The organism is Pseudomonas sp. DTU12.1 (assembly GCF_009873475.1).
In the GTDB taxonomy this organism is placed as follows: Bacteria; Pseudomonadota; Gammaproteobacteria; order Pseudomonadales; family Pseudomonadaceae; genus Aquipseudomonas; species Aquipseudomonas proteolytica.
The window spans coordinates 4855159-4880069 of record NZ_CP045254.1; the positions used below are offsets into that span (position 1 = coordinate 4855159).

Annotated in this window: 25 protein-coding genes; 18 read left to right on the forward strand and 7 right to left on the reverse strand. The window is 59.4% G+C overall.

Annotation, left to right across the window (positions count from 1 at the left end; all coding sequences use genetic code 11):
- The first annotated feature begins 89 nt into the window (after positions 1-89).
- From GDV60_RS21490 to GDV60_RS21520, 7 genes are all read left to right on the forward strand, one after another.
- The gene (locus tag GDV60_RS21490; protein WP_159908691.1) at positions 90-641 is read left to right on the forward strand and encodes an Rnf-Nqr domain containing protein; all 552 of its coding nucleotides are present in this window, start codon (positions 90-92) and stop codon (positions 639-641) included.
- A complete protein-coding gene (gene rsxB / locus GDV60_RS21495; protein ID WP_159908693.1) occupies positions 638-1846 on the forward strand; it encodes an electron transport complex subunit RsxB in 1209 nt (402 codons plus the stop codon). Before GDV60_RS21490 ends, rsxB begins: the two co-directional genes overlap by 4 nt.
- A complete protein-coding gene (locus tag GDV60_RS21500; RefSeq protein WP_159908695.1) occupies positions 1833-2798 on the forward strand; it encodes an RnfABCDGE type electron transport complex subunit D in 966 nt (321 codons plus the stop codon). The genes rsxB and GDV60_RS21500 overlap by 14 nt, the downstream gene beginning before the upstream one ends.
- A complete protein-coding gene (locus GDV60_RS21505) occupies positions 2795-3400 on the forward strand; it encodes an RnfABCDGE type electron transport complex subunit G (protein WP_159908697.1) in 606 nt (201 codons plus the stop codon). Before GDV60_RS21500 ends, GDV60_RS21505 begins: the two co-directional genes overlap by 4 nt.
- Positions 3393-3896, forward strand: a complete 504-nt coding sequence (locus GDV60_RS21510) for an Rnf-Nqr domain containing protein (protein WP_159908699.1) — start codon at positions 3393-3395, stop codon at positions 3894-3896. The genes GDV60_RS21505 and GDV60_RS21510 overlap by 8 nt, the downstream gene beginning before the upstream one ends.
- A gap of 16 nt (positions 3897-3912) precedes the next feature.
- Complete coding sequence (gene nth, locus GDV60_RS21515; protein ID WP_029295251.1) at positions 3913-4551, forward strand: endonuclease III; 639 nt, start codon at positions 3913-3915, stop codon at positions 4549-4551.
- Positions 4552-4658: 107 nt separating this feature from the next.
- Positions 4659-4841, forward strand: coding sequence for a PA3496 family putative envelope integrity protein (locus GDV60_RS21520; protein ID WP_029295249.1), 183 nt, complete (start codon positions 4659-4661; stop codon positions 4839-4841).
- Between the two features lie 61 nt (positions 4842-4902).
- Here GDV60_RS21520 and GDV60_RS21525 read toward each other — a convergent pair whose 3' ends face one another.
- From GDV60_RS21525 to GDV60_RS21535, 3 genes are all read right to left on the reverse strand, one after another.
- Complete coding sequence (locus tag GDV60_RS21525) at positions 4903-5535, reverse strand: response regulator transcription factor (RefSeq protein ID WP_029295246.1); 633 nt, start codon at positions 5533-5535, stop codon at positions 4903-4905.
- A gap of 622 nt (positions 5536-6157) precedes the next feature.
- On the reverse strand, positions 6158-7375 hold the full coding sequence (locus tag GDV60_RS21530) for an argininosuccinate synthase (protein ID WP_029295244.1): 1218 nt from the start codon (positions 7373-7375) through the stop codon (positions 6158-6160).
- Between the two features lie 212 nt (positions 7376-7587).
- Positions 7588-8496 (reverse strand): OmpA family protein, encoded by a 909-nt coding sequence (locus tag GDV60_RS21535; RefSeq protein ID WP_159908701.1) that lies wholly within the window; start codon positions 8494-8496, stop codon positions 7588-7590.
- Between the two features lie 156 nt (positions 8497-8652).
- Between GDV60_RS21535 and pyrC the strand changes: the two genes are divergently transcribed.
- Entirely contained in the window at positions 8653-9699 is a 1047-nt protein-coding gene (gene pyrC / locus GDV60_RS21540) for a dihydroorotase (protein WP_070994783.1), read from the forward strand.
- The gene (rnt, locus tag GDV60_RS21545; protein WP_029295237.1) at positions 9696-10367 is read left to right on the forward strand and encodes a ribonuclease T; all 672 of its coding nucleotides are present in this window, start codon (positions 9696-9698) and stop codon (positions 10365-10367) included. Before pyrC ends, rnt begins: the two co-directional genes overlap by 4 nt.
- Positions 10368-10437: 70 nt before the next feature.
- Here the strand turns inward: rnt and GDV60_RS21550 are convergent, their stop codons facing one another.
- Positions 10438-11040, reverse strand: a complete 603-nt coding sequence (locus GDV60_RS21550) for a peroxiredoxin (protein ID WP_003172097.1) — start codon at positions 11038-11040, stop codon at positions 10438-10440.
- Between the two features lie 235 nt (positions 11041-11275).
- Between GDV60_RS21550 and GDV60_RS21555 the strand changes: the two genes are divergently transcribed.
- Entirely contained in the window at positions 11276-11494 is a 219-nt protein-coding gene (locus GDV60_RS21555) for a bacterioferritin-associated ferredoxin (protein ID WP_038442994.1), read from the forward strand.
- A 201-nt stretch (positions 11495-11695) separates the two neighbouring features.
- On the forward strand, positions 11696-12166 hold the full coding sequence (gene bfr / locus GDV60_RS21560) for a bacterioferritin (RefSeq protein ID WP_038442996.1): 471 nt from the start codon (positions 11696-11698) through the stop codon (positions 12164-12166).
- Between the two features lie 166 nt (positions 12167-12332).
- On the opposite strand, the gene grxD is transcribed toward bfr, so the two are convergent.
- Complete coding sequence (grxD, locus tag GDV60_RS21565; RefSeq protein ID WP_029295186.1) at positions 12333-12671, reverse strand: Grx4 family monothiol glutaredoxin; 339 nt, start codon at positions 12669-12671, stop codon at positions 12333-12335.
- A gap of 103 nt (positions 12672-12774) precedes the next feature.
- Positions 12775-14883, reverse strand: a complete 2109-nt coding sequence (locus tag GDV60_RS21570; protein ID WP_159908703.1) for a molybdopterin oxidoreductase family protein — start codon at positions 14881-14883, stop codon at positions 12775-12777.
- 435 nt (positions 14884-15318) lie between these two features.
- Between GDV60_RS21570 and argF the strand changes: the two genes are divergently transcribed.
- Positions 15319-16239 carry an ornithine carbamoyltransferase gene (argF, locus tag GDV60_RS21575; RefSeq protein ID WP_159908705.1) on the forward strand — a complete coding sequence of 307 codons (921 nt, stop codon included), beginning with the start codon at positions 15319-15321 and terminating at the stop codon, positions 16237-16239.
- Positions 16236-17345: an ABC transporter ATP-binding protein gene (locus GDV60_RS21580; RefSeq protein ID WP_092237980.1), complete on the forward strand. Its 1110-nt coding sequence runs from the start codon at positions 16236-16238 to the stop codon at positions 17343-17345. The genes argF and GDV60_RS21580 overlap by 4 nt, the downstream gene beginning before the upstream one ends.
- Positions 17346-17504: 159 nt before the next feature.
- Here the strand turns inward: GDV60_RS21580 and ybaK are convergent, their stop codons facing one another.
- Positions 17505-17975 (reverse strand): Cys-tRNA(Pro) deacylase, encoded by a 471-nt coding sequence (ybaK, locus tag GDV60_RS21585; RefSeq protein ID WP_029295178.1) that lies wholly within the window; start codon positions 17973-17975, stop codon positions 17505-17507.
- Positions 17976-18346: 371 nt separating this feature from the next.
- Here ybaK and GDV60_RS21590 point away from each other — a divergent pair, with 371 nt between their 5' ends.
- The 5 genes from GDV60_RS21590 to GDV60_RS21610 all read left to right on the forward strand — a co-directional run bounded on the left by GDV60_RS21590 (position 18347) and on the right by GDV60_RS21610 (position 24719).
- Positions 18347-19201 (forward strand): MIP/aquaporin family protein, encoded by an 855-nt coding sequence (locus GDV60_RS21590; RefSeq protein WP_029295174.1) that lies wholly within the window; start codon positions 18347-18349, stop codon positions 19199-19201.
- Positions 19202-19279: 78 nt separating this feature from the next.
- Entirely contained in the window at positions 19280-20785 is a 1506-nt protein-coding gene (gene glpK / locus GDV60_RS21595; protein ID WP_070994780.1) for a glycerol kinase GlpK, read from the forward strand.
- Between the two features lie 97 nt (positions 20786-20882).
- Complete coding sequence (locus tag GDV60_RS21600) at positions 20883-21638, forward strand: DeoR/GlpR family transcriptional regulator (protein ID WP_029295172.1); 756 nt, start codon at positions 20883-20885, stop codon at positions 21636-21638.
- Positions 21639-21930: 292 nt separating this feature from the next.
- The gene (glpD, locus tag GDV60_RS21605) at positions 21931-23469 is read left to right on the forward strand and encodes a glycerol-3-phosphate dehydrogenase (RefSeq protein ID WP_070994779.1); all 1539 of its coding nucleotides are present in this window, start codon (positions 21931-21933) and stop codon (positions 23467-23469) included.
- 317 nt (positions 23470-23786) lie between these two features.
- Positions 23787-24719 (forward strand): glutamate/aspartate ABC transporter substrate-binding protein, encoded by a 933-nt coding sequence (locus tag GDV60_RS21610; protein ID WP_092237983.1) that lies wholly within the window; start codon positions 23787-23789, stop codon positions 24717-24719.
- Positions 24720-24911 lie beyond the last annotated feature (192 nt).

Below are 24911 nucleotides of genomic sequence, written 5' to 3' on the forward strand. Positions count from 1 at the left end.
CGGTGATTGGCCGCGACAGGGCGGTTTGCGCTAGTACCCTCTTCCTGCTTGCCGGATAATCAGGCCCTGTTTGCTTAACCGGCTCGACCATGACCGAACTGCTTGTCGCCCTTCTCAGCGCCGCCCTGATCAGCCATTACCTGCTGCGTCTGACGCTGCCCGGTGATCCACAGCTGGAGCGGCGGCGAGTGCATGCCCTGGGGTTGGCGACCACGTTGTTGATCGCATTCAGCGGCCTATCGGCCTGCCTGCTGGATAAATTTGTATTACAACCCTTGGCGCTGGGCGCGTTATGGCTGTTTGCTTATGTACCCGTGGTGATTCTATTGAGCCAGCCGTTGCTGAATACGCTTGCCCGCCGCGTGCCCGCACTGCCCTTCGATGGGTTATGGGTGCCGCTGCTGGCTAGCACCGGCGTGCTCAGCGTGGCCCTCCTGGGCCTGGGCAACGCAGGCGAGCTGATCTATAGCCTGGGCATCGGCCCCGCGTTCTGGCTGGTCCTCAGCCTGTTCAACGACCTGCGCCAGCGAATAGACGAAAACGATATCCCCAGGCCCTTCAAAGGCCTGCCCGTGGACCTGCTGAGTGCCGGGCTGCTGGCGGTGGCGTTCCTGGGCTTAAACGCAATGATCAAACCATGAGCCTGATTCAACGTATCGATGCCCTGCTGCCCCAGACCCAATGCGGCAAATGCGGGCACCCGGGTTGCAGGCCCTACGCCGAGGGTATCGCCCAGGGCGAAGCCATCAACAAGTGCCCCCCGGGCGGCACCGAGACCATTGCCGAGCTGGCGCAGTTGTTGAGCTTGCCCCCCTTGGAGCTGGACCGCGCCCGTGGCGAAGCCCCCGCGCAGGTTGCCTTCATCCGCGAGGCCGAGTGCATCGGCTGCACCAAGTGCATCCAGGCCTGCCCGGTGGATGCGATTGTCGGCGCGGCCAAGCTGATGCACACCGTTATCGTGGATGAATGCACCGGCTGCGACCTGTGTGTTGCGCCTTGCCCGGTGGATTGCATCGACATGCTGCCACTGCCCCAGGCCACGGTACTGCCGATTGTCGCGGGCTATGCCACTACGGCCGAGGAGCGCCAGGCGCGAGCGACCAAGCGTGATCGCGCCCGGCGTCGCTTCGAACAGCGCAATGCACGGCTGCAACGCGAGGACGCGCACAAGCTGGCCGAACGCCTGGCCCGCAACCAACGCCCGGCCCCCAGCGAAGCGATCAATAGCAATCCGCTACAGGCCGCCATCGAACGCGTGCGTGCGCAAAAAGCCGTAGACATCGACGCAGCGCTTAAAAAAGCCAAGATCAACCTGGCCATGAGCCGGGCCCAACTGCACAAATCCTTGAAAGCCTTTGGCCATCCGCCGACCTTTGAGCAGCAGTCGCAATTGATCATCCTGCAGCAGCAATTTGAGTGCGCCGAGCAGGCATTGATCGCACTCCAAGCAAACGCCCCAGCGGTGGCGCCTCCCAAGGCCAGTAAAGATCCTGGGCTCAAGCAGGCAAAAATCCAGCTGGCCATGCGCCGCGCCGCGCTGAAAAAAGCCCAGGACACCCTGGCCGATGCCGAGCAACTGGCCACGCTGGCTGCAGCCCTGACCGCCGCCGAACAGGCCTTGCATGCCGCCGAAGAAACCTCCGAGCAGCCCCGGCCTGACCTGCAACGTGTCGAGAAGCGGCCCATCGACAGCCAGCTTCGCCAGTTGAAGACGGCGCTGGCCTATGCCCGCGCCGACCTGAGCAAACTCGAGCGCCAACCTGCCAGCAGTACAACCGAGTTGACGAACGCCAGGCAGCGCCTGGATGACGCCCAGCGCTTGGTGGATGAACATGTCGGCGCCTGACGTTATCGAGCGCCAGCAACAGGCCATGCAGCGCCTGTTAATGGCGGCAACGCCTGGCTTGCTGGTGCTGTTCTGGCTATATGGCTGGGGCGTGTTGATCAATCTGTTGCTGGCCGGCACCTGCGCATGGGCAGTCGAAGCCGGGGTGCGCCGGTTGCGCGGTCAGGGTTCCAGCGACCTGAGCGGCCTGGTCAGCGCGACGCTGCTGGCCCTGGCGCTGCCCCCTTATTGCCCGTGGTGGTTATGCCTGGGCGCCGTCAGCAGTGGATTGCTGTTGGGCAAACACCTGTATGGCGGCAAACAGAACCCCTTCAACCCGGCCATGCTCGGTTATGCGCTGATGCTACTGGCTTTCCCCCAACCGATGACCCATTGGCCGGCGTCCCACGGCCTCGACCTGCTGGCCGGCCTGCAGCAGGTGTTCGGCCTGCACGGCGAGACCGCCGATGCCTGGGCCCGAGCCACGGCGCTGGACGCTTTGCGCATCAACAACAGCCTGACCATCGATGAGCTGTTTGCCCGCCACCCGGCCTTCGGCCAAATCGCCGGTAAAGGCAGCGAGTGGGTGAACCTGGCGTTTCTCGCGGGCGGCCTCTTTTTGCTGCAGCAACGGGTCTTCAGTTGGCATGCGCCGGTGGGCATGCTTGCCAGCCTGTTTGTTATCAGCTTGCTGTGCTGGAACGGCTCCGGGTCCGACTCCCACGGCTCGCCGCTGTTTCATCTGTTGACCGGGGCCACCATGCTCGGGGCCTTCTTCATCATCACCGAGCCCGTGTCGGGTGCGAAAAGTGCGCGGGCGCGCCTGCTGTTTGGTGTGGGCGTGGGAGTGCTGACCTATCTGATCCGCACCTGGGGCAGTTACCCGGATGGCCTGGCGTTTGCGGTGCTGATGATGAACCTGGCGGTGCCGGCACTTGAGCGCTGGACGCGGCCGCAGGCGGTGAAGGCATGAAGCGCACGTCTCAAGCCCTGATCGTGCTGCTGATCGCCATCGGCGTGGCGGGCCTGACGATAGGCCTGCAACAGCTGACCGCCAAGCCGATTGCCGCGCAGCTGCGTGAAATGCACAGTCGGGCGCTGTTGGATGTGCTGCCCGTTGGCAGCTATGACAATCAACCGCTGGAGCAGTCTTTGGGCATCACTTCGGGAATGCTGGACAACAGTCAACTGCTGGGTGGTTACCGCGCGACCTTGGCCGGCACCCCCAGTGCGGTGGTGCTGCGCTCGCAGGTCGATGGATACGGTGGGCGCATAGAGTTGCTGATTGCCATCGACCACAACGCCAAGCTGCTCGGGGTAAAGACCCTGGAGCACAGAGAAACGCCGAGCCTGGGCGGGCACATTGGCGAGCCTGGTAATGCGTGGCTGGCGTCATTCAAGGGCCTGTCGCGGGAAAACCCACAGGTTTGGGCGCTGAAGAAAGACAGCGGCCAGTTTGACCAGATAGCCGGTGCGACTATTACCTCCCGCGCGGTGATCAACGCAATCCATGATGCCTTGCGTTACTTTGACGAACATCGTCAGGCGCTGCTGGAGACCACCGGCCATGACTAAGCCATTCGCCCTCGGCAGCCTGTTGCTGCTGCCTGCGCTGCTGGGTGTCAGCGCTACGCTGGCGAGCGCTGTGGCCTTCTGGGCTCTGTGGGTAACGATCTTGACGTTGCATGGCTGCAGCTGCGGCTGGGTACGCAACCACCTCAGTGGCAACTGGCGGCTGGCTGCCAATGTGTTGCTGACCACCACTTGGGTCAGTTGCGCGCATTTAGTGGCGCAAGCCCTGGCCTTAGGCCCGTCTAAACCCGTGGGGGCATACCTGGCGCTGATCGGTATGCAATGCGTACTGCTTGAGCATGAGGGTTTGTTCGCCACCGACCGGCGCAGGGCGCGGCTCCAACTGTTCGCCGTATCCACCGGGTTGCTGCTCGCAGTCGCCCTATTGCGTTTTTTACTCGGCAGCAGCATCGCCATCCTTGCCCCTACAGGGTTTATCCTGCTCGGGTTACTGCTTGCCGGGTGGCAAGCCTGGACCCAACGCCGCACACCTCTTTGAAGGAACAGCTCGCCCCATGAATGCCGCAAAACGCCTGGAGATCTTTCGCCGGTTTCACGAGGACAACCCGGAGCCCAAGACCGAACTGGCCTACTCGTCGCCGTTCGAGTTGCTGATTGCCGTGATCCTGTCTGCGCAATCGACGGACGTGGGCGTTAACAAGGCCACGGCCAAGCTGTTCCCGGTCGCCAACACCCCGGCCGCGATCCACGCCCTGGGGGTTGAAGGGTTGTCGCAGTACATCAAGACCATTGGCCTTTACAACAGCAAGGCGAAAAACGTCATTGAAACCTGCCGGTTGCTGGTCGAGTTGCATGGTGGAGAAGTGCCAGAAACCCGGGAAGCACTCGAGGCACTGCCCGGCGTAGGCCGCAAGACCGCCAATGTGGTGCTCAATACTGCATTTCGCCAATTGACCATGGCGGTGGACACCCACATTTTCCGCGTCAGCAACCGCACCGGAATCGCTCCGGGCAAGAATGTGGTCGAAGTGGAGAAGCAACTGATGAAGTTTGTACCCAAACCTTACCTGCTCGACTCACACCATTGGTTGATCCTGCACGGTCGTTATGTGTGCCAGGCCCGCAAGCCGCGCTGTGGCAGCTGTCGCATCGAAGATTTGTGTGAATACAAGGAAAAGACGTCGGACGATTGAGCAATCATTGCTTTTATTGATCAGTCGATTGAAAAAATCTTTTTTACCCGGTGCAAGATTGTCGATATAAGGAGCCCCAACGGCAGTCTTAGCCTGGAGTTAACCTTATGAGCACTGGCAAAGAACAACTGGATGTAGAAGATGACTTTGTGGCCACCGACGCCGACGAGGCAGCCGAGGCACCTGTAGAAGTTGCCAAGACCAATTTGAGCAAACGCCGCACCATCGACAACCTTCTGGAAGAGCGACGCTTGCAAAAACAGTTGGCCGAATACGATTTCGATCTCTAGCCAAGCGATCACACAGAAGCCTCCGCCATGGAGGCTTTTCCTGCCTGTTGCTCCCTGCTTCTTAAACCAGGCCGTTACGCTGAGCGAGCTCGATCAGGTCCACCAGGGACCGGGCATTGAGCTTGAGCAGCAAGCGAGTCTTGTACGTGCTCACCGTCTTGTTGCTGAGGAACATCCCATCAGCGATCTCCTTGTTGGTCTTTCCCTGGGCCAATTGCTGCAACACCATCATCTCCCGGCCTGAGAGCCGCTCGACCATATCGGCTTCACTGGTGTTGCCCTGTGTGGAGCGCACCGAGTTAAGTGCCTGGTTGGGGAAGTAGCTGTAGCCAGACAGCACCGCCTTTATCGCGCTCAGCAACTCGGTGAGGTCCTGCTGCTTGCACACGTAGCCCGCTGCGCCGGCCTGCATGCAGCGCATGGAAAAATGGCCGGGCGCCTGTGAGGTCAGCACCAGTACCTTGAACGGTTGCACCTGTTTTGTGGAAGACAGGCGACAAATAACTTCCAGGCCGTCAAGTTTGGGGATTCCAATATCCAGGATGACAATATCCGGCATATGCTCCCGTGCTAGTTGCAACGCGTCGACTCCGTTATCGGTCTCTGCAACGACCTCATAACCATGACGTTCCATTAGCATGCGTACAGCAAGACGAATGACGGGATGATCATCCACGATCAGCACTTTATTCATGGGCAAGTCCAATTTCGCTGTTCGAATTATTCAGAACCAGCACAATAGCCTAGTCGTTTCGTCCTTGGCATAGCACTCCCCCCCAAGTAACGACAAGCAGAGACCCAACCCACAAAGTTATGAGAATAGGACTACAAAAAAACGCCTATATGGATGTGTCGGTTTTTATTCAGCCTTTCAGAACTTTCCGCGGCCAAACATATTTTGAGCAAAAAAAGCCCCCGGCGCCCCGGAAAAGTAAACGGGACGCACGCCAATCACAGCAAATACCTATTGCACGGCCCGCTTGTGCGGGCGCCGCAGCCGCCCAAGGCATTTCAAAAAAGTTCCCTTGTGCAATAGCTACTGACAATACCTGGAATTATCTGACAGATATTTCCACAAACTAAATAAAACACCCCGTCCGCCCTACTAAACAACCGATTGGATTTAAACACAATTAACACCACGCACCGGGCGGACCAACTTTCAGATACAAAATCCAAGCGCAAAAATACTAAGAAACACCGCAAGCCTCACTCTCGAGTGACAACATTAAACATCAATAAACACTCACCCTAATTCCAGGCAAAAAAAATGGCCCCTCTTACCGAGGGACCATTTTTATGAGGCTTCAGATACTTCAGAACAACTTGCGGCCTTTGTTCGCCGCAATGCGCATGCGCAGTGCATTGAGCTTGATGAAACCAGCAGCGTCAGCCTGATTGTAAGCACCGCCATCTTCTTCAAACGTGGCGATGTTGGCATCGAACAGCGACTCATCGGACTTGCGACCGGTAACGATCACGTTGCCCTTGTACAGTTTCAGGCGCACAACACCGTTCACATGGACCTGGGAAGCGTCGATCATCTGTTGCAGCATCAGGCGCTCAGGGCTCCACCAGTAACCGGTGTAGATCAGGCTGGCGTACTTGGGCATCAGCTCATCTTTGAGGTGTGCCACTTCGCGGTCCAGGGTGATGGACTCGATGGCGCGGTGAGCGCGCAGCATGATGGTGCCACCTGGGGTTTCGTAGCAGCCACGGGACTTCATGCCCACGTAACGGTTCTCTACGATATCCAGACGACCAATACCGTGCTCGCCACCGATACGGTTCAGGGTCGCCAGTACGGTGGCCGGGGTCATTTCGACGCCGTCCAGCGCGACGATATCGCCGTTGCGATAGGTCAGTTCAAGGTACTGCGGCTTATCGGGAGCGTTCTCCGGGGAGACGGTCCACTTCCACATGTCTTCTTCGTGCTCGGTCCAGGTGTCTTCCAGCACGCCGCCTTCATAAGAGATATGCAGCAGGTTGGCGTCCATCGAGTACGGGGACTTCTTCTTACCGTGGCGCTCGATCGGGATGGCGTGCTTTTCAGCGTAATCCATCAGTTTTTCACGGGACAGCAGGTCCCACTCACGCCAAGGGGCAATCACTTTTACGCCGGGTTTCAAGGCATAGGCGCCCAGTTCGAAACGCACCTGGTCGTTGCCCTTGCCGGTGGCGCCATGGGAAATGGCGTCAGCGCCAGTTTCGTTGGCGATTTCGATCAGGCGCTTGGCGATCAGCGGACGTGCGATGGAAGTACCCAGCAGGTACTCGCCTTCGTAGACGGTGTTGGCGCGAAACATCGGGAAAACGAAATCGCGGACGAATTCTTCGCGCAGGTCGTCAATGTAGATCTCTTTGACGCCCATGGCTTGCGCCTTGGCTCGTGCAGGTTCGACCTCTTCGCCCTGACCCAGGTCAGCGGTAAAGGTCACCACTTCACAGTTATAAGTATCCTGCAGCCACTTGAGGATCACCGAAGTGTCCAGGCCGCCGGAATACGCGAGAACGACCTTGTTTACGTCGGCCATGCCATCACTCCACGGGGTTTTACGGAAAGGCGTCGATTCTACCGATCAAAACCGTGAAATTACAGGGGCGCGACAGCAAATGAAGATAAAGCGACAGATTATGTCGGGCGAGCGACGAATGGCCGCACCTCAAAACGCCTTAGCCGTGGGCATCAGATGCCCAGCGTCATCGCTGACAGCCAACGCTGGCAGCCAGCTCCCGCAGAGTAATATCAGGAGGTCGCTGCCGCATTCGCCGGGGCCGTGGCCTGGGGGGCCGGTTTTTCGGGGGCCGGTACGCGATCGAGGTGGATATTGACCCGCCGGTTCTTCGCCCGGTTGGCCGGATTGGTATTGGGTACCAACGGATAACGCTCACCATGGAAGCGCAGGACAATCTGCGACTCGGGGATGCCGTTGGCCTTGAAGAAGTCCATCACCGCCAAGCCCCGGCGCCGGGACAGGTCGCGATTGGTCAGGCGGTTGCCGCTGTTGTCCGAGTGGCCGTCCAGTTCGATATGGTTGACCGTAGGGTCGGCCTTGATGAATTCGAGCATCACCATCAGCTTGGCCTTGGCGGCCGGGTCCAGGTCGATACCCCCGCCCGGAAAACCTACTTCCGCCTGCTTGACCTGCTCGAAGTTCATCGGCAGCAACTTCGCGGTACACAACTGGTAGTCGCTATAGGCCTTATTGAATCGCACCGGCAGCAGGCGGATTTCCGAATAGCCGCCGTCCCGGGCATAGTGGCGCACGGTGGGGCTGCGGCCATCCAGCAAGCCATTGAACAGGCGTCCGGCCTGGGCCTGGGAGCTGTTGAACAGCACATCACCGCTGCCCGCACGCACGGCACCGAGGTTGATATCACCGCGCCCCGGCTGCCACGGCGCGGCCGCCGCCAATAGCGTGGCAGATCCAACGCCCAGCGCGCCGTTATAGGCTTTCAGACGAAATGTCGCCTGCTCGCCGGCCCTGCGCACGAACTCCCCCGAACCAAAATCGGCGATCGGCTGGCTCAAGCGGCACTCGAACTTGTCGCCTTCCACCTTCCACTCGATATTCTCCAGACGCGTCTGGAATGTCAGGGCCATCGCGGGCAGGCTGGCGAACACGCTGAGCAGGGCTAGATATTGCTGGCGCACGGGCGGCTCCACTGGTTTCTACAACACATCAAGGCGTCATACATCGTTAAGGCATACCCAGGGATATCGGTCGCACCCTGCAAAACTTGATAGCGAGTGCCTGCAAGAGTCTTTTCCGGTAGCATTCCCACCAGATTGACCCGCCTGGAATCCCCAATGTCCGACCGCCTGACCCTGCTGCGTCCCGACGACTGGCATATTCATCTTCGCGATGGTGCTGCGTTGCCCCAAACCGTGGCCGATGTTGCGCGCACGTTTGGCCGCGCCATCATCATGCCTAACCTGGTACCTCCGGTGCGTAATGCCGCTGAAGCCGACGCCTATCGCCAGCGCATCCTCGCTGCACGACCGGCCGGTAGCCGCTTCGAACCGTTGATGGTGCTTTACCTTACCGACCGCACCCAGCCTGCCGAAATCCGCGAGGCCAAGGCCAGCGGTTTCGTGCACGCCGCCAAGCTGTACCCGGCCGGCGCCACGACCAACTCCGACTCCGGCGTAACCAGTATCGACAAGATCCTGCCCGCCATCGAAGCCATGGCCGAAGTGGGCATGCCGCTGCTGATCCACGGTGAAGTCACCCGTGGCGATGTGGATGTCTTCGATCGCGAGAAGATCTTCATCGACGAGCACATGCGCCGTGTGGTCGAGCTGTTCCCGACCCTCAAGGTCGTGTTCGAGCACATCACCACCGCAGACGCCGTGCAGTTCGTCACCGAGGCTTCGGCCAACGTCGGCGCAACCATCACCGCGCACCACCTGCTGTACAACCGCAACCACATGCTGGTGGGCGGGATTCGGCCGCACTTCTATTGCCTGCCGATCCTCAAGCGCAACACCCATCAGGTGGCATTGCTCGATGCGGCTACCAGCGGCAGCGCGAAGTTCTTCCTCGGCACCGACTCGGCGCCCCACGCCCAGCACGCCAAGGAAGCCGCCTGCGGTTGCGCCGGTTGCTACACCGCCTACGCGGCGATCGAGCTGTACGCCGAGGCCTTCGAATCGCGCAATGCCCTGGACAAACTCGAGGCCTTCGCCAGCCTCAATGGCCCGCGTTTCTATGGCCTGCCGGCGAATACCGACCGTATTACCCTGGTCCGTGAAGACTGGACCGCCCCCACCAGCCTGCCATTTGGCGAGCTGACCGTTATCCCGCTGCGCGCCGGTGAAACACTGCGCTGGCGCCTGCTGGAGGAACACCCGTGAGTGAAGACCATTACGACGACGAACAGGAACACGGTGGCGGCGGTTCGCGTCACCCGATGGCCGAGCGTTTTCGCGGCTATCTGCCGGTCGTTATCGACGTAGAAACCGGCGGCTTCAATTGCGCCACCGATGCACTGCTGGAAATTGCGGCAACCACCATCGGCATGGACGAACAGGGCTTTGTGTATCCAGAACACACCCATTTCTTCCGCGTCGAGCCGTTTGAAGGCGCCAATATCGAAGCAGCAGCCCTGGAGTTCACCGGGATCAAGCTCGACCATCCGCTGCGCATGGCCGTCAGCGAAGAGGCGGCATTGACCGACATCTTCCGTGGCGTGCGCAAGGCCTTGAAGGCCAACGGCTGCAAACGCGCGATCCTGGTCGGCCACAACAGCAGTTTCGACCTGGGCTTCCTCAACGCCGCCGTGGCGCGCCTGGACATGAAACGCAACCCGTTTCACCCGTTCTCCAGCTTTGACACCGCGACCCTGGCTGGCCTGGCTTATGGTCAGACCGTATTGGCCAAGGCATGCCAGGCAGCCGGCATCGACTTCGACGGACGTGAAGCCCACTCGGCTCGCTACGACACCGAGAAGACCGCCGACCTGTTCTGCGGCATCGTCAACCGCTGGAAACAGATGGGCGGCTGGGAAGACTTCAGCGACTGATTGCGTCGCCAAATCCCACGCATAAAAAAACCGGCCTTCTCAGGCCGGTTTTTTTTACCGCAACCCTGGCTTACAGCTTGCCAGCGTTCTCGGTCAGGTAAGCGGCAACGCCTTCTGGCGAAGCGTTCATGCCCTTGTCGCCTTTTTTCCAGTTGGCTGGGCAGACTTCGCCGTGCTCTTCGTGGAATTGCAGAGCGTCGACCAGGCGGATCAGCTCTTCCATGTTACGGCCCAGCGGCAGGTCGTTGATGATCTGCGAGCGCACAACGCCCTTGTCGTCGATCAGGAACGCGCCACGGAAAGCCACGCCGCCTTCGGACTCAACGTCGTAGGCCTTGGCGATGTCGTGCTTCATGTCGGCAGCCATGGTGTATTTGACTTTGCCGATGCCGCCATCATTGATAGCGGTGTTGCGCCAGGCGTTGTGGGTGAAATGGGAGTCGATGGAAACGGCAACCACTTCAACGTTACGCGCCTTGAAATCGTCCATGCGGTGATCCAGGGCGATCAGCTCGGACGGGCAGACGAAGGTGAAGTCCAGCGGGTAGAAGAACACCAGGCCGTATTTGCCTTTGATAGCTTCAGACAGCTTGAAGCTGTCAACGATTTCGCCATTGCCGAGGACGGCTGGTACGTCGAAATCCGGGGCTTGTTTGCCGACGAGTACGCTCATTGGTTATCTCCTGATGGTAATTGAAGTAAATGGACCGCCCTTGAGTCTGCCGCGAATTGACGACAGGCCTGTGACGCGATCACGCTTCGTAAAGACCGACCATCATACCTGAAAAAAGCCGTTCGTCAGTGAGGGCCCCACGGGGGGCAACGGTTTGAGAAAGCACTTTGACAATCATTCTCGTTAACATTAAGATCCATCGCACTTAAGCCTTAAACCGCGATGGTTCTCCCTTATGTATGTCTGCCTCTGCACTGGCGTCACCGACGGACAAATCCGCGAAGCGATCTATGAAGGTTGCTGCAGCTACAAGGAAGTGCGTGAAACCACCGGCGTTGCCAGTCAATGCGGCAAATGTGCCTGCCTTGCCAAGCAAGTCGTACGGGAAACCCTGACAAAACTGCAGGTAGCCCAGGCCGCGATCCCCTACTCGGCAGAATTTACACACGCCTGAAACAGCCTATTTTAAAGAACCGGACTTAGTGTCCGGTTTTTTTATGCCTGTAATTCAAATAGTTAGGCCCAAGACGCGGAACACAAACATTCTTATTCCGATTAATTTTCATTTATTATTCAATAACTTAGGTTTGACACTAGTAATCGTGCAGCTCAAACTCCGCCCTATATACAACGAACACAGGGCAGGACCCCAATCATGAAAGGCGACATCTCAGTCATCCAGCAACTCAACAAAATCCTTGCCAATGAACTGGTCGCGATCAATCAGTACTTCCTGCATGCACGCATGTATGACGACTGGGGCCTGGAAAAACTCGGCAAGCGTGAGTACAAGGAATCGATCAAGGCCATGAAGGACGCAGACGCGCTGATCAAGCGCATCCTGTTCCTCGAAGGCCTGCCGAACGTACAGGACCTGGGCAAGCTGAACATCGGCGAGCACACCCTGGAAATGCTCAATAGCGACCTGGGTTTCGAACGCAAGAGCCATGCCGACCTCAAGGCCGCCATAGCCCACTGCGAGACCAAGGGCGACTTCGGCAGCCGTGAGCTGCTGGAAGATATCCTGGAAGACCAGGAAGAACATATCGACTGGCTGGAAACCCAAGTTGGCCTGATCGACAAAGTGACTCTGGAGAACTACCTGCAATCGCAGATGGGTGAGTAATCTCTAATTATTGTAGGAGCGAGCTTGCTCGCGAAGGACGTTAACGATAACGCGAGCATTCTGAATGAACGCGGTGCCTTTACGCTTTTCGCGAGCAAGCTCGCTCCTACAGGTACAAAAAAGCCCCGCTCTCGAATGAGAAGCGGGGCTTTTTATTGTGCGCCAATTACGCTTCGGTCTTGGCAGCCGCTTTTTCAGCAGCCTCCTTGATCAGCGCCTGCAACGAACCATCAGCCGCCATTTCGGTGATGATATCGCTACCGCCGACCAGCTCACCGGCCACCCACAGTTGTGGGAACGTTGGCCAATTGGCGTACTTCGGCAGGTTGGCGCGGATTTCCGGGTTTTGCAGGATATCCACGTAAGCGAACTTTTCACCACACTGCATGACAGCCTGGGAAGCCTTCGCGGAGAAGCCACACTGAGGGGCATTCGGGGCGCCCTTCATGTAAAGCAGAATGGTGTTGTTGGCAATCTGCTCTTTAATCGTTTCGATGATATCCATGGAACACCTCGGCTGGAACTTTGCGACTCACAGGTCGGCACGGTGGCGCATTGTAACGCAAAATCCCAGCGTGGTGCTCGGGCTCCCCGACAGACTCACTGCGTCACGCCGCCGCGACCTGTACCGGCACGCCATTCAATGCCGCGTTGCCCGACAACTCATCCAACTGCCGTTCATCCGTCAGGTCGTTGGCACTCGCCCCAGGCTGGGCACTGGCGATGTTCATGTGCACACCCGGGCGGTCATGGCCCCAACCGTGGGGCAGGCTGACCACGCCGGGCATCATTTCCAGGCTGGCCAACACCTGTACTTCGATCATGCCGATCCGCGAACTGACCCGCACCCGCTGCCCGTCACTCAGTTGCCGACTGGCAAGGTCATCGGGGTGCATCAGCAATTGATGCCGGGGTTTGCCCTTCACCAGCCGGTGATAATTATGCATCCACGAATTATTGCTGCGTACATGCCGGCGGCCGATCAACAGTAACTCGTCGACCTTGGGCAGCGGCAACGCCGCAAACCGCGCCAGGTCCGCCAGGATCACCGGCGGCGCCGCCTGGACCCGGCCATTGGCAGTTTTCAAGCGTCCCGCCAGATTGGCCTTCAGGGGCCCCAGGTCCAGACCATGGGGATGATCGGCCAGCATGGCCACCGACAGCTTGTGCGGTGAGGCGTCACCATAGGCGCCCGCCCGCAAGCCAAAATCAATCATCTGCGCCGGCGCCATCGTGGGCTTGAGCGGGCTGCCGGTACGGGCCGCAAACGCCTGGGCCAAGCCGACGAAAATCTCCCAATCGTGCAACGCCCCCTCGGGCTTGGGCAGAATCGCCCGGTTGAAGCGGGTGACATTACGCACCGCAAACATATTGAACGTGGTGTCGTAATGATCGTTTTCCAGGGCCGAAGTCGATGGCAGGATCAGGTCGGCATAACGGGTGGTTTCATTGATATACAGGTCGACGCTGACCATAAACTCCAGACCATTCAGCGCCTGCTCCAGTTGCCGACCGTTCGGCGTGGACAACACCGGATTGCCAGCCACTGTGACCAGCGCGCGGATCTGCCCTTCGCCCGCGGTAAGCATTTCTTCGGCCAGGGCCGACACGGGCAACTCGCCGCTGTATTCGGGACGCCCGGACACCCGGCTCTGCCACCGATTGAAGTGCCCGCCGGATGTGGCCGCCACCAGGTCCACCGCAGGCTCGGTGCACAAGGCGCCACCTACCCGATCCAGATTGCCCGTGACCAGGTTGATCAACTGCACCAGCCAGTGGCACAAGGTGCCAAATGCCTGGGTCGACACCCCCATACGCCCGTAGCAGACGGCATTGTCTGCGGCCGCAAAATCCCGCGCCAACTGGCGAATCTGCTCGGCCGGCACCGCGCATTGAGCGCTCATGGCTTCGGCGGTAAAGCCCGCGATGGCGCGGCGCACCTCGTCCAGTCCGTCCACCGGCAAGTGGCTATCACGGGTCAGATGTTCGGCGAACAATGTGTTGAGCAGCCCGAACAGCAACGCCGCGTCCCCACCGGGACGCACAAACAGATGCTGGTCGGCCATGGCCGCCGTCTCACTGCGCCGGGGGTCGACCACCACCACTTTGCCGCCCCGCGCCTGAATCGCCTTCAGGCGCTTTTCCACGTCCGGCACAGTCATGATGCTGCCATTGGAAGCCAGTGGGTTGCCGCCCAGGATCAGCATGAAGTCGGTCTGGTCGATATCCGGGATGGGCAGCAACAGCCCGTGCCCATACATCAGGTGGCTTGTGAGGTGATGGGGCAGTTGGTCCACCGAGGTCGCGGAAAAGCGATTGCGCGTCTTCAACTGCCCGAGGAAATAGTTGCTGTGGGTCATCAAGCCATAGTTGTGCACGCTGGGATTGCCCTGGTACACCGCCACCGCATTTTGCCCATGCCGCGCCTGGATGCCCGCCAGCCGCTCGGCCACCAGGGCGAAGGCCTCGTCCCAGGGGATCGGCTGCCATTGGCTGCCCACCCGCAGCATCGGCTGGTGCAGGCGATCGGGATCGTTCTGGATATCCTGCAGGGCCACGGCCTTGGGGCAGATATGGCCACGACTGAAGGTGTCCTGGGCGTCACCCTTGATCGAGGTGATGGCAATACTGCCTGCGTCCGAGGTGGTGGTTTCCAGGGTCAGGCCGCAGATCGCTTCGCACAGGTGGCAGGCACGGTGATGGAGAGTCTTGGTCATGGCCAGTCTCTTTATTAGGGCTTTGGCCCGACTATGGGCCGCGCCCTCCAGCGACGCCAGCAACGTTCGCCCTGTGAATCAACGGGCATCAGGCCAGGCCATGGGTAAGCATGAGTAAATGTTTCAAAAACCTCCCGCACCGCCCGGGAAACCGACGCGACCTGGCCCGAGGCCGCCATCACACATTGCAAAAGGTCGCGGCGCCAGTGTACAAATGACCCGCTGCTGTCCGTAAACAGGCCTCAAAAGTGCAATTCCCGCCCCTTTGACCCCCTCTAAAAAACCGTAGCCTATTGGTAAGACGCGACATTTAGTGTCAATATCGCGCCTCCCCCTATTTCGTCGCCCAGTGCGGCTTTCGCCGCAGGTCTCGCCCGTTGTCACAATAAACAAGGCTTTGAGTATCTGCGGTCTGTTGCAAAAAGGTAGTTAATGATGAGCGCAAGGCACTTTCTCTCCCTGATGGATTGCACGCCCGAAGAGCTGGTCAGCGTGATCCGTCGAGGCATTGAGCTTAAAGACCTGCGTAATCGCGGCGTACTGTTCGAGCCTTTGAAAAACCGCGTACTCGGGATGATTTTCGAGAAATCGTCCACCCGTACCCGCCTGTCCTTCGAAGCCGGCATGATCCAGCTCGGCGGCCAAGCCATTTTCCTGTCGCCCCGGGACACCCAACTGGGCCGGGGCGAGCCGATCAGCGATTGCGCCATTGTCATGTCGCGCATGCTCGATGCGGTGATGATCCGTACCTTCGCCCATAGCACCCTCACCGAATTTGCCGCCAACTCGCGGGTGCCGGTGATCAACGGGCTGTCCGATGACCTGCATCCGTGCCAGTTGCTGGCCGATATGCAGACGTTCCTCGAACATCGCGGCTCGATCCAGGGCAAGACCGTGGCCTGGATCGGCGATGGCAACAATATGTGCAACAGCTATATAGAAGCGGCGATCCAGTTCGACTTCCATCTGCGCATTGCCTGCCCTGAAGGCTACGAGCCCAGCGCCGAATTCCTGGCCAAGGCCGACGCCCGCGTTCAAATCGTGCGCGACCCGAAAGACGCGGTGGTCGGCGCGCACCTGGTGAGCACCGACGTCTGGACCTCCATGGGCCAGGAAGACGAGACCGCCAAGCGCCTGGCCTTGTTCGCACCTTATCAAGTCACCCGTGAATTGCTCGACCTTGCCGCGCCGGATGTGCTGTTCATGCACTGCCTGCCGGCCCATCGCGGCGAAGAAATCAGCCTCGACCTGTTAGACGACCAGCGCTCCGTCGCCTGGGACCAGGCAGAAAACCGCCTGCACGCCCAGAAGGCCCTGCTGGAGTTCCTGGTGCCTCCGGCGTATCACCACGCATGAGCCAGCCACTTCTGCTGAACCTGCGCAATCTGGCATGCGGCTATCAGGACCAACGGGTGGTGCAGAACCTCAATCTGCACCTCAATGCCGGGGATATCGGTTGCCTGCTGGGCTCTTCCGGCTGCGGCAAGACCACCACCCTGCGCGCGATTGCCGGGTTTGAACCGGTGCACGAAGGCGAAATAAACCTGGCCGGCCAAGTGATCTCCAGCGCCGGTTTTACCCTGGCACCGGAGAAACGCCGCATTGGCATGGTGTTCCAGGACTACGCACTGTTTCCACACCTCTGCGTGGCCGACAACATCGGCTTCGGCATTCGCAAACACCCGCAAAAAGACCGCGTGGTGGCTGAATTGCTGGAATTGGTCAACCTGAAGAACCTGGGCAAGCGCTTCCCCCACGAACTTTCCGGCGGCCAGCAACAGCGTGTGGCCCTGGCCCGTGCGCTGGCACCCGAGCCGCAGTTGCTGCTGCTGGACGAGCCCTTCTCCAACCTTGATGGTGAGCTGCGGCGCAAGCTCAGCCATGAAGTACGGGACATCCTCAAGGCCCGTGGTACCAGTGCGATCCTGGTCACCCATGACCAGGAAGAAGCCTTTGCCGTGAGCGACCACGTAGGTGTGTTCAAGGAAGGCCGGCTGGAACAATGGGATACGCCCTACAACCTCTATCACGAACCGCTGACGCCTTATGTCGCAAGTTTTATTGGCCAGGGTTACTTCATCCGCGGGCAATTGAGTTCGCCGGAATCGGTCAGCACCGAACTGGGCGAATTGCGCGGCAATCGTGCCTATACCTGGCCGACTGGCAGTGCGGTGGATGTGTTACTGCGCCCGGATGACGTCGTTTATGCACCCGACAGCACGCTGAAAGCGCAGATCGTCGGCAAGACGTTCCTCGGTGCCTCGACCCTCTACCGCTTGCAGTTGCCGACCGGGGCCCAGCTGGAATCGATTTTCCCCAGCCATGCCGACCATCAGGTGGGTGCGCAGGTGGGAGTCCGCGTGGCGGCCGAGCATCTGGTGCTGTTCCAGGCCTCGGGGAGCACGGCGGCGCAGATTCCGCAGGTGGAGTCAGGTGTGCGGCGCTACAGCACTACCAGTTGAAGAAACCCGATCCAAAATGTGACAGCGCGCTAGTGTGGGAACCGGGCTTGCTCGCGATGCGGGCGCCTGGGTCTGTCAGTTGCATCAAGGTGATGCTATCGCAGGCAAGCCAGCTCCCACAGAGGCTGGCTTGCACATTCGATCCCGCTATTCTTGACGTTACGCCCGGCCAATCGGCGCAAATGTCGCCTGGGTGTGCTCTGCCAACACCGCCGCCGCCAACTCCACCTCAAGTCCTCTCCTGCCTGCGCTGACAAATATTGTCGCAAAAGGCTGCGCGCTCACATCGATGAACGTGCGCAAGCGCTTCTTCTGCCCCAACGGGCTGATCCCCCCCAACAAATAACCGGTAGAACGCTGCGCCGCTGCCGGGTCGGCCATCTCGACTTTCTTCACGCCCGCAGCATGCGCCAGGGCCTTCAAATCCAGACTTCCGACGACCGGCACCACCGCCACCAATAACTCAGCTTTTTCGCTGCTGGCGAGCAAGGTCTTGAACACCCGCGCAGGATCCAGGCTCAATTTTTCCGCGGCCTCCAGGCCATAAGAGGCGGCCTTGGGGTCATGTTCGTAACTGTGGATACGATGTTCGGCGCGAACTTTTTTCAACAAGTCCAATGCGGGTGTCATTGGGGGCTCCAGGCTTGTGGGAAACGTGGAAAAGCAGACCGCCGATTCTAGGACAAACCCAGGCAAAACGCTCTAGTGCAGGGCACCGTGCGACCAATCCGCGCAGCGCCTGGGCATGCTTGCCGCCCGTTGCGCCAACGTAGTAGCGCGATCATTCATCACACTAATAGTTTGAAAATGACCGGCCGTTCACTTTCGACCTTTGACAGCGGTGTTTCTTGTCTATATTTTTTCGTTTCCGAATACTGTAGGAATACACCCACAGTATCCGAGCAGTAAGCCGTGGCCGGGATGGGGATTTTGGTGACGGTGAAAATCGCGCGAGGCCCGTTGAGGCACAGCGCCAGACAAGAAAAAAAACGAGGTTTTCAATGACAACTGCTCTTCAACAGCCTTCACTTTCAAGCCAATGCATGGCCGAGTTCCTCGGCACCGCGCTGCTGATCTTCTTCGGCACCGGTTGCGTCGCTGCGCTCAAGGTCGCGGGTGCCAGCTTCGGCTTGTGGGAGATCAGCATCATCTGGGGGATCGGCGTGAGCATGGCGATCTACCTGAGTGCCGGCATTTCCGGGGCTCATCTCAATCCAGCCGTCAGCATCGCGCTGTGCATCTTTGCCGATTTCGACAAGCGCAAACTGCCCTTCTATATCATCGCCCAGGTGGCCGGCGCCTTCTGTTCGGCTGCGTTGGTCTACACGCTCTACAGCAACCTGTTTTTCGATTACGAACAAACTCACCACATGGTCCGTGGCTCGGCGGCCAGCCTGGAACTGGCTTCGGTTTTCTCCACCTACCCTCACGCCTTGCTCAATACCGCCCAGGCGTTCCTGGTGGAGATGGTTATCACCGCCATCCTGATGGGCGTGATCATGGCCCTGACCGACGACAATAACGGCTTGCCCCGCGGCCCCCTGGCGCCACTGCTGATCGGCTTGCTGATCGCGGTGATCGGCAGTGCCATGGGCCCGCTGACCGGGTTTGCGATGAACCCGGCCCGGGATTTCGGCCCCAAGCTGATGACGTTTTTCGCCGGTTGGGGTGAAATGGCCTTCACCGGCGGGCGCGATATTCCTTATTTCCTGATTCCGATCCTTGCACCGATTGTCGGTGCCTGCCTCGGCGCTGCGGCCTATCGCGGGTTGATTGCCCGCCATCTGCCCAACGCTGCACCTGCTACAACTGATGCAGCCGACACCGCCGCCAGCGGTAACACCCGAACTTCCTGAAAGCGGTAGCCTGGGCCCTTCTGCCCTTTGCGGCCCAGGCTACTTACCCACTCCCTTTTTCCGTCCAAGGCAATCGACATGACCGACACACAGAATAAGAACTACATCATTGCCCTCGATCAGGGCACCACCAGTTCCCGGGCGATCATCTTTGATCGTGACGCCAACGTGGTGTGCACCGCCCAACGTGAATTCGTCCAGCATTACCCGCAAGCCGGTTGGGTCGAACATGACCCGATGGAAATCTTCGCCACCCAAAGCGCCGTGATGGTCGAGGCCCTGGCGCAAGCCGGCCTGCACCACGATCAGGTGGCCGCCATCGGCATCACCAACCAGCGTGAAACCACGGTGGTCTGGGACAAGATCACCGGCCGCCCGATCTACAACGCCATCGTCTGGCAATGCCGCCGCAGCACCGAGATTTGCCAGCAACTCAAGCGTGACGGCCATGAGCAATACATCAGCGACACCACCGGCCTGGTCACCGACCCGTACTTCTCTGGCACCAAGCTCAAGTGGATCCTCGATAACGTCGAAGGCAGCCGCGAACGCGCGCGCAATGGCGAACTGCTGTTCGGCACCATCGACAGCTGGCTGATCTGGAAATTTACCGGCGGCAAGACCCACGTCACTGACTACACCAACGCCTCGCGCACCATGCTCTTCAATATCCACACCCTGGAGTGGGACGCGAAGATGCTCGAGGTGCTGGACATCCCGCGCGAGATGCTGCCAGAGGTTAAATCCTCCTCGGAAATCTACGGCCGCACCAAAAGCGGGATTGCCATTGGCGGGATTGCCGGCGACCAGCAAGCGGCGCTGTTCGGCCAGATGTGCGTCGAGCCGGGCCAGGCGAAAAATACCTACGGCACCGGCTGCTTCCTGCTGATGAACACCGGCGACAAGGCGGTCAAATCCAAGCACGGCATGCTCACCACCATCGCTTGCGGCCCACGTGGCGAAGTGGCCTACGCCCTCGAAGGCGCAGTGTTCAACGGCGGCTCCACCGTGCAATGGCTGCGCGACGAGCTGAAGATCATCAACGATGCCCACGACACCGAGTACTTCGCCAACAAGGTCAAGGACAGCAACGGCGTGTACCTGGTGCCAGCGTTCACCGGCCTCGGCGCACCGTACTGGGACCCCTATGCCCGTGGCGCACTGTTCGGCCTGACCCGCGGCGTACGCGTCGATCACATCATTCGTGCGGCCCTGGAGTCGATTGCCTACCAGACCCGCGATGTGCTCGACGCCATGCAGCAGGACTCTGGTGAACGCCTCAAATCCCTGCGAGTGGACGGCGGCGCCGTGGCCAACAACTTCTTGATGCAGTTCCAGGCCGACATCCTCGGCACCCAGGTCGAGCGCCCGCAAATGCGCGAGACCACCGCATTGGGCGCGGCCTACCTGGCCGGCCTGGCCTGTGGCTTCTGGGGCAGCCTGGATGAGCTGCGTGGCAAGGCGGTGATCGAGCGCGAATTCGAACCGCAACTGGACGAGCCGGCCAAAGAAAAACTCTACGCCGGCTGGAAAAAAGCCGTCAGCCGCACCCGCGACTGGGAACCCCACGAAGGCGCTGAATAAGCCACGCGCCGGACCCACTTAGGGTTGTAACTGGCAGGGAGCAGATTCCTGCGTCATCATGGGCCACTTTTTTGTACGGCAGCCCAAAGGACGCCCCATGAATCTGCCTCCCCGTCAGCAGCAAATCCTCGAACTGGTCCGCGAACGCGGCTATGTCAGCATCGAGGAAATGGCGCAGCTGTTCGTTGTTACCCCGCAAACCATCCGCCGCGACATCAATCAACTGGCCGAAGCCAACCTGCTGCGCCGCTACCATGGCGGCGCCGCCTATGACTCCAGCGTCGAAAACACCGAGTACGCCATGCGTGCCGACCAGATGCGCGATGAAAAACAGCGTATCGGCGAAGCCATTGCCGCACAGATCCCTGATCACGCCTCGCTATTCATCAATATCGGCACCACCACCGAATCCATCGCCCGGGCGCTGCTCAACCACAGCCACCTGAAGATCATCACCAACAACCTCAACGTCGCCATGATGCTCAGCGCCAAGGACGACTTCGACGTGCTCCTCACCGGCGGCAATGTGCGCCGTGACGGCGGCGTGGTGGGCCAGGCCAGCGTGGACTTTATCAACCAGTTCAAAGTCGACTTCGCCTTGGTGGGGATCAGCGGTATCGACGAGGACGGCAGCCTGCTGGACTTCGATTACCAGGAAGTGCGGGTTTCCCAGGCGATCATTGCCAATGCGCGCAAGGTGATCCTGGCGGCGGACTCCAGCAAATTCGGGCGCAACGCCATGATTCGCCTGGGCCCGATCAGCTTGATTGATTGCCTGGTTACCGATCAGCAGCCGGTGCCGGCGCTGGTGCAGTTGCTCAACCAGCATAAGATTCGCCTGGAAGTCGTATAAGCCTCCTACTGAATCTCTGGTGCCTGTACTGCCGTCATCGCGGGCAAGCCCGCTCCCACATTGGAATGTGATCAACCTGTGGGAGCGGGCTTGCCCGCGATAGCGACCTATAAGCCCACAACTCGCTTGAGCCAACACCAGGCTCAATGTTCACAATTTTTCCTTTTCCGGCCCCTCGATGAGTTTTTTCAATCGAAGGCGACTGGCTGCGCCCGCGTTTATGAGCTACCATTTTCGCAAATGAACATTAATGTTCGAATTCAAATATAAATAAAGATCGCGAGGCCAGCCGATGACCCCCTCCACCTTGCCTGCTCCACCCCTTGCCGAAGTCTATGATGTTGCCGTTATCGGTGGCGGGATCAATGGCGTGGGCATCGCGGCAGATGCAGCCGGTCGCGGCCTGTCGGTATTCCTTTGCGAAAAGGACGACCTGGCCAGCCACACCTCCTCCGCCAGCAGCAAGCTGATCCACGGCGGCCTGCGCTACCTTGAACATTACGAATTCCGCCTGGTGCGCGAAGCCCTGGCCGAACGCGAAGTGCTGCTGGCCAAGGCCCCGCACATCGTCAAGCAGATGCGCTTTGTGCTGCCCCATCGTCCACATCTGCGCCCGGCGTGGATGATCCGCGCTGGCCTGTTTCTGTACGACCACCTCGGCAAGCGCGAAAAACTCGCTGGCTCCAAAAGCCTGAAGTTCGGTGCCGACAGCCCGCTGAAAAGCGAAATCACCAAGGGTTTCGAATACTCCGACTGCTGGGTCGATGACGCACGCCTGGTCGTGCTCAACGCCATGGCCGCCCGGGAAAAAGGGGCACATATCCACACCCAGACCCGTTGCGTCAGCGCCCGTCGCAGCAAGGGCCTGTGGCACCTGCACCTGGAGCGCGCCGATGGCAGCCTGTTCTCGATCCGCGCCAAGGCGCTGGTGAACGCGGCCGGCCCGTGGGTTGCCAAGTTCATCAAGGATGACCTGAAGCTGGATTCGCCCTACGGCATCCGCCTGATCCAGGGCAGCCACCTGATCGTGCCGAAACTGTACGAAGGTGCCCACGCGCACATCCTGCAGAACGAAGACGGGCGCATCGTCTTCACCATTCCGTACCTCAATCACCTGACCATCATCGGTACCACCGACCGTGAGTACACAGGCGATCCAGCGAAAGTGGCGATTACCGAAGGTGAAACGGACTACATGCTCAAGGTGGTCAACGCTCACTTCAAGCAGCAGTTGAGCCGCGACGATATCGTGCACACCTACTCCGGCGTGCGTCCGCTGTGCAACGACGAGTCGGACAACCCGTCGGCCATTACCCGCGACTACACCCTGGCGTTGTCGGGCACAGGTGAAGAAGCGCCGATCCTGTCGGTGTTCGGCGGCAAGCTGACCACCTACCGTAAGCTTGCGGAGTCGGCACTGGCGCAACTGGCCCCCTACTTCCCCCATATCAAGCCAAGCTGGACCGCCAAGGCCAGCCTGCCCGGCGGCGAAGAAATGACCACGCCAGAAGCCCTGGCCACGGACATTCGCAGCAAGTACGAATGGATCCCCAGCGAAATCGCCCGCCGTTGGTCGACCACCTATGGCAGCCGCACCTGGCGCCTGCTCGAAGGCGTGCAATCCTTGGCCGACCTCGGCGAGCATCTGGGTGGCGGGCTGTATACCCGGGAAGTGGACTACCTGTGCGCCGAGGAATGGGCGACCCAGGCCTACGACATTCTATGGCGCCGCACCAAGCTCGGCCTGTTCACCACCCCCGAGGAGCAGGAAAACCTGCAGCGCTACCTGATCAAGCTGGAGCAGAACCGCAGCAAGATCGAAGCGGCATGACTACCCAGCCCCTGCACCGAAAGGTCCAGGGGCTTTTTTTGGCTTGCGCCTCAAGCCGACTCCTATAAATTCGGTTTTCCGAACGCGTTACTGCCGGCGATTCGGTTTGCCGGACTTAAACATCGGATAAACATCGTCACATAAAGTTAATCACTATATAAATCATATAGTTATATCTTTATTAACAGTCTGGCACGACTCATGCTCTACACTTGGGACGTGTTTGCCTGAGATGCTTCAGGAGCCGTCACAGGCATTCGCTGTATCGAAAGAGCCGTCCAGGCTTCATAAAAAAAACAAATGTCGAGGAAGTATTGATGCGTATCGTTCCCCATATTTTGGGCGCAGCCATCGCTGCCGCTCTGATTAGCACTCCAGTCTTCGCCGCCGAACTGACCGGCACGCTGAAGAAAATCAAAGAGTCGGGCACCATCACACTGGGCCACCGCGACGCCTCCATCCCGTTCTCCTACATCGCGGACGGCTCTGGCAAGCCAGTGGGCTACTCCCACGACATTCAACTGGCCATCGTGAAAGCTGTCGAGAAAGACCTCGGCATGAAGGAAGGCGAGCTGAAGGTCAAATACAACCTGGTCACCTCCCAAACCCGCATCCCGCTGGTGCAGAACGGCACCGTAGACGTTGAGTGTGGTTCCACCACCAACAACGTCGAGCGTCAGCAACAAGTCGACTTCTCCGTTGGCATCTTCGAAATTGGTACCCGTCTGCTGTCCAAAAAGGACTCGACCTACAAGGATTTCGCTGACCTCAAGGGCAAGAACGTCGTAACCACCGCCGGTACCACCTCCGAGCGCATCCTCAAGTCCATGAACGCTGACAAGCAGATGGGCATGAACGTCATCTCCGCCAAGGACCACGGTGAATCCTTCCAGATGCTGGAAAGCGGCCGTGCCGTTGCCTTCATGATGGACGACGCACTGCTGGCCGGTGAAATGGCCAAGGCCAAGAAGCCAGATGACTGGGCTGTAACGGGCACTGCTCAGTCGTACGAAATCTACGGCTGCATGGTTCGCAAAGGCGATGCGCCGTTCAAGAAAGCGGTTGACGATGCAATCGTTGCTACCTTTAAGTCGGGCGAAATCAACAAGATCTATGACACCTGGTTCCAAAAGCCGATCGCACCAAAAGGCCTGAACCTGATGTTCCCGATGAGCGACGAACTCAAGGCCCTGATCGCCAATCCGACCGACAAAGCGGCCGACGACAAAACGGCTGAAAAAAAGTCCTGATTCCGAACTAACCTTATCCCCTGAGGGAGCCAACCCTCCCTCAGGTGTCTGTTACTACCTGCTGGCATTATTTGGAACACTCGACCTGGCGGTTTCCGAGCCGATCTTGTGTGCCTGACGTTCACCGTCAGGCGGGAATGGATTTTCCCCAAGCGGGTGCTTGTACATCGATCGATTTCGGGGGAGACCCTA

What these genes read in the sequence shown, in the direction of transcription:
- GDV60_RS21550 (WP_003172097.1), bottom strand. Translation starts at nt 11,040, where the DNA reads ATGAGCGTACTCGTCGGCAAACAAGCCCCGGATTTCGACGTACCAGCC.
- GDV60_RS21580 (WP_092237980.1), top strand. Translation starts at nt 16,236, where the DNA reads ATGAGCCAGCCACTTCTGCTGAACCTGCGCAATCTGGCATGCGGCTAT.
- GDV60_RS21525 (WP_029295246.1), bottom strand. Translation starts at nt 5,535, where the DNA reads ATGAATAAAGTGCTGATCGTGGATGATCATCCCGTCATTCGTCTTGCT.
- bfr (WP_038442996.1), top strand. Translation starts at nt 11,696, where the DNA reads ATGAAAGGCGACATCTCAGTCATCCAGCAACTCAACAAAATCCTTGCC.
- pyrC (WP_070994783.1), top strand. Translation starts at nt 8,653, where the DNA reads ATGTCCGACCGCCTGACCCTGCTGCGTCCCGACGACTGGCATATTCAT.
- argF (WP_159908705.1), top strand. Translation starts at nt 15,319, where the DNA reads ATGAGCGCAAGGCACTTTCTCTCCCTGATGGATTGCACGCCCGAAGAG.
- GDV60_RS21610 (WP_092237983.1), top strand. Translation starts at nt 23,787, where the DNA reads ATGCGTATCGTTCCCCATATTTTGGGCGCAGCCATCGCTGCCGCTCTG.
- GDV60_RS21520 (WP_029295249.1), top strand. Translation starts at nt 4,659, where the DNA reads ATGAGCACTGGCAAAGAACAACTGGATGTAGAAGATGACTTTGTGGCC.
- grxD (WP_029295186.1), bottom strand. Translation starts at nt 12,671, where the DNA reads ATGGATATCATCGAAACGATTAAAGAGCAGATTGCCAACAACACCATT.
- GDV60_RS21490 (WP_159908691.1), top strand. Translation starts at nt 90, where the DNA reads ATGACCGAACTGCTTGTCGCCCTTCTCAGCGCCGCCCTGATCAGCCAT.
- ybaK (WP_029295178.1), bottom strand. Translation starts at nt 17,975, where the DNA reads ATGACACCCGCATTGGACTTGTTGAAAAAAGTTCGCGCCGAACATCGT.
- GDV60_RS21555 (WP_038442994.1), top strand. Translation starts at nt 11,276, where the DNA reads ATGTATGTCTGCCTCTGCACTGGCGTCACCGACGGACAAATCCGCGAA.
- nth (WP_029295251.1), top strand. Translation starts at nt 3,913, where the DNA reads ATGAATGCCGCAAAACGCCTGGAGATCTTTCGCCGGTTTCACGAGGAC.
- GDV60_RS21590 (WP_029295174.1), top strand. Translation starts at nt 18,347, where the DNA reads ATGACAACTGCTCTTCAACAGCCTTCACTTTCAAGCCAATGCATGGCC.
- glpD (WP_070994779.1), top strand. Translation starts at nt 21,931, where the DNA reads ATGACCCCCTCCACCTTGCCTGCTCCACCCCTTGCCGAAGTCTATGAT.
- GDV60_RS21530 (WP_029295244.1), bottom strand. Translation starts at nt 7,375, where the DNA reads ATGGCCGACGTAAACAAGGTCGTTCTCGCGTATTCCGGCGGCCTGGAC.
- rsxB (WP_159908693.1), top strand. Translation starts at nt 638, where the DNA reads ATGAGCCTGATTCAACGTATCGATGCCCTGCTGCCCCAGACCCAATGC.
- GDV60_RS21600 (WP_029295172.1), top strand. Translation starts at nt 20,883, where the DNA reads ATGAATCTGCCTCCCCGTCAGCAGCAAATCCTCGAACTGGTCCGCGAA.
- GDV60_RS21505 (WP_159908697.1), top strand. Translation starts at nt 2,795, where the DNA reads ATGAAGCGCACGTCTCAAGCCCTGATCGTGCTGCTGATCGCCATCGGC.
- GDV60_RS21570 (WP_159908703.1), bottom strand. Translation starts at nt 14,883, where the DNA reads ATGACCAAGACTCTCCATCACCGTGCCTGCCACCTGTGCGAAGCGATC.
- GDV60_RS21500 (WP_159908695.1), top strand. Translation starts at nt 1,833, where the DNA reads ATGTCGGCGCCTGACGTTATCGAGCGCCAGCAACAGGCCATGCAGCGC.
- GDV60_RS21510 (WP_159908699.1), top strand. Translation starts at nt 3,393, where the DNA reads ATGACTAAGCCATTCGCCCTCGGCAGCCTGTTGCTGCTGCCTGCGCTG.
- glpK (WP_070994780.1), top strand. Translation starts at nt 19,280, where the DNA reads ATGACCGACACACAGAATAAGAACTACATCATTGCCCTCGATCAGGGC.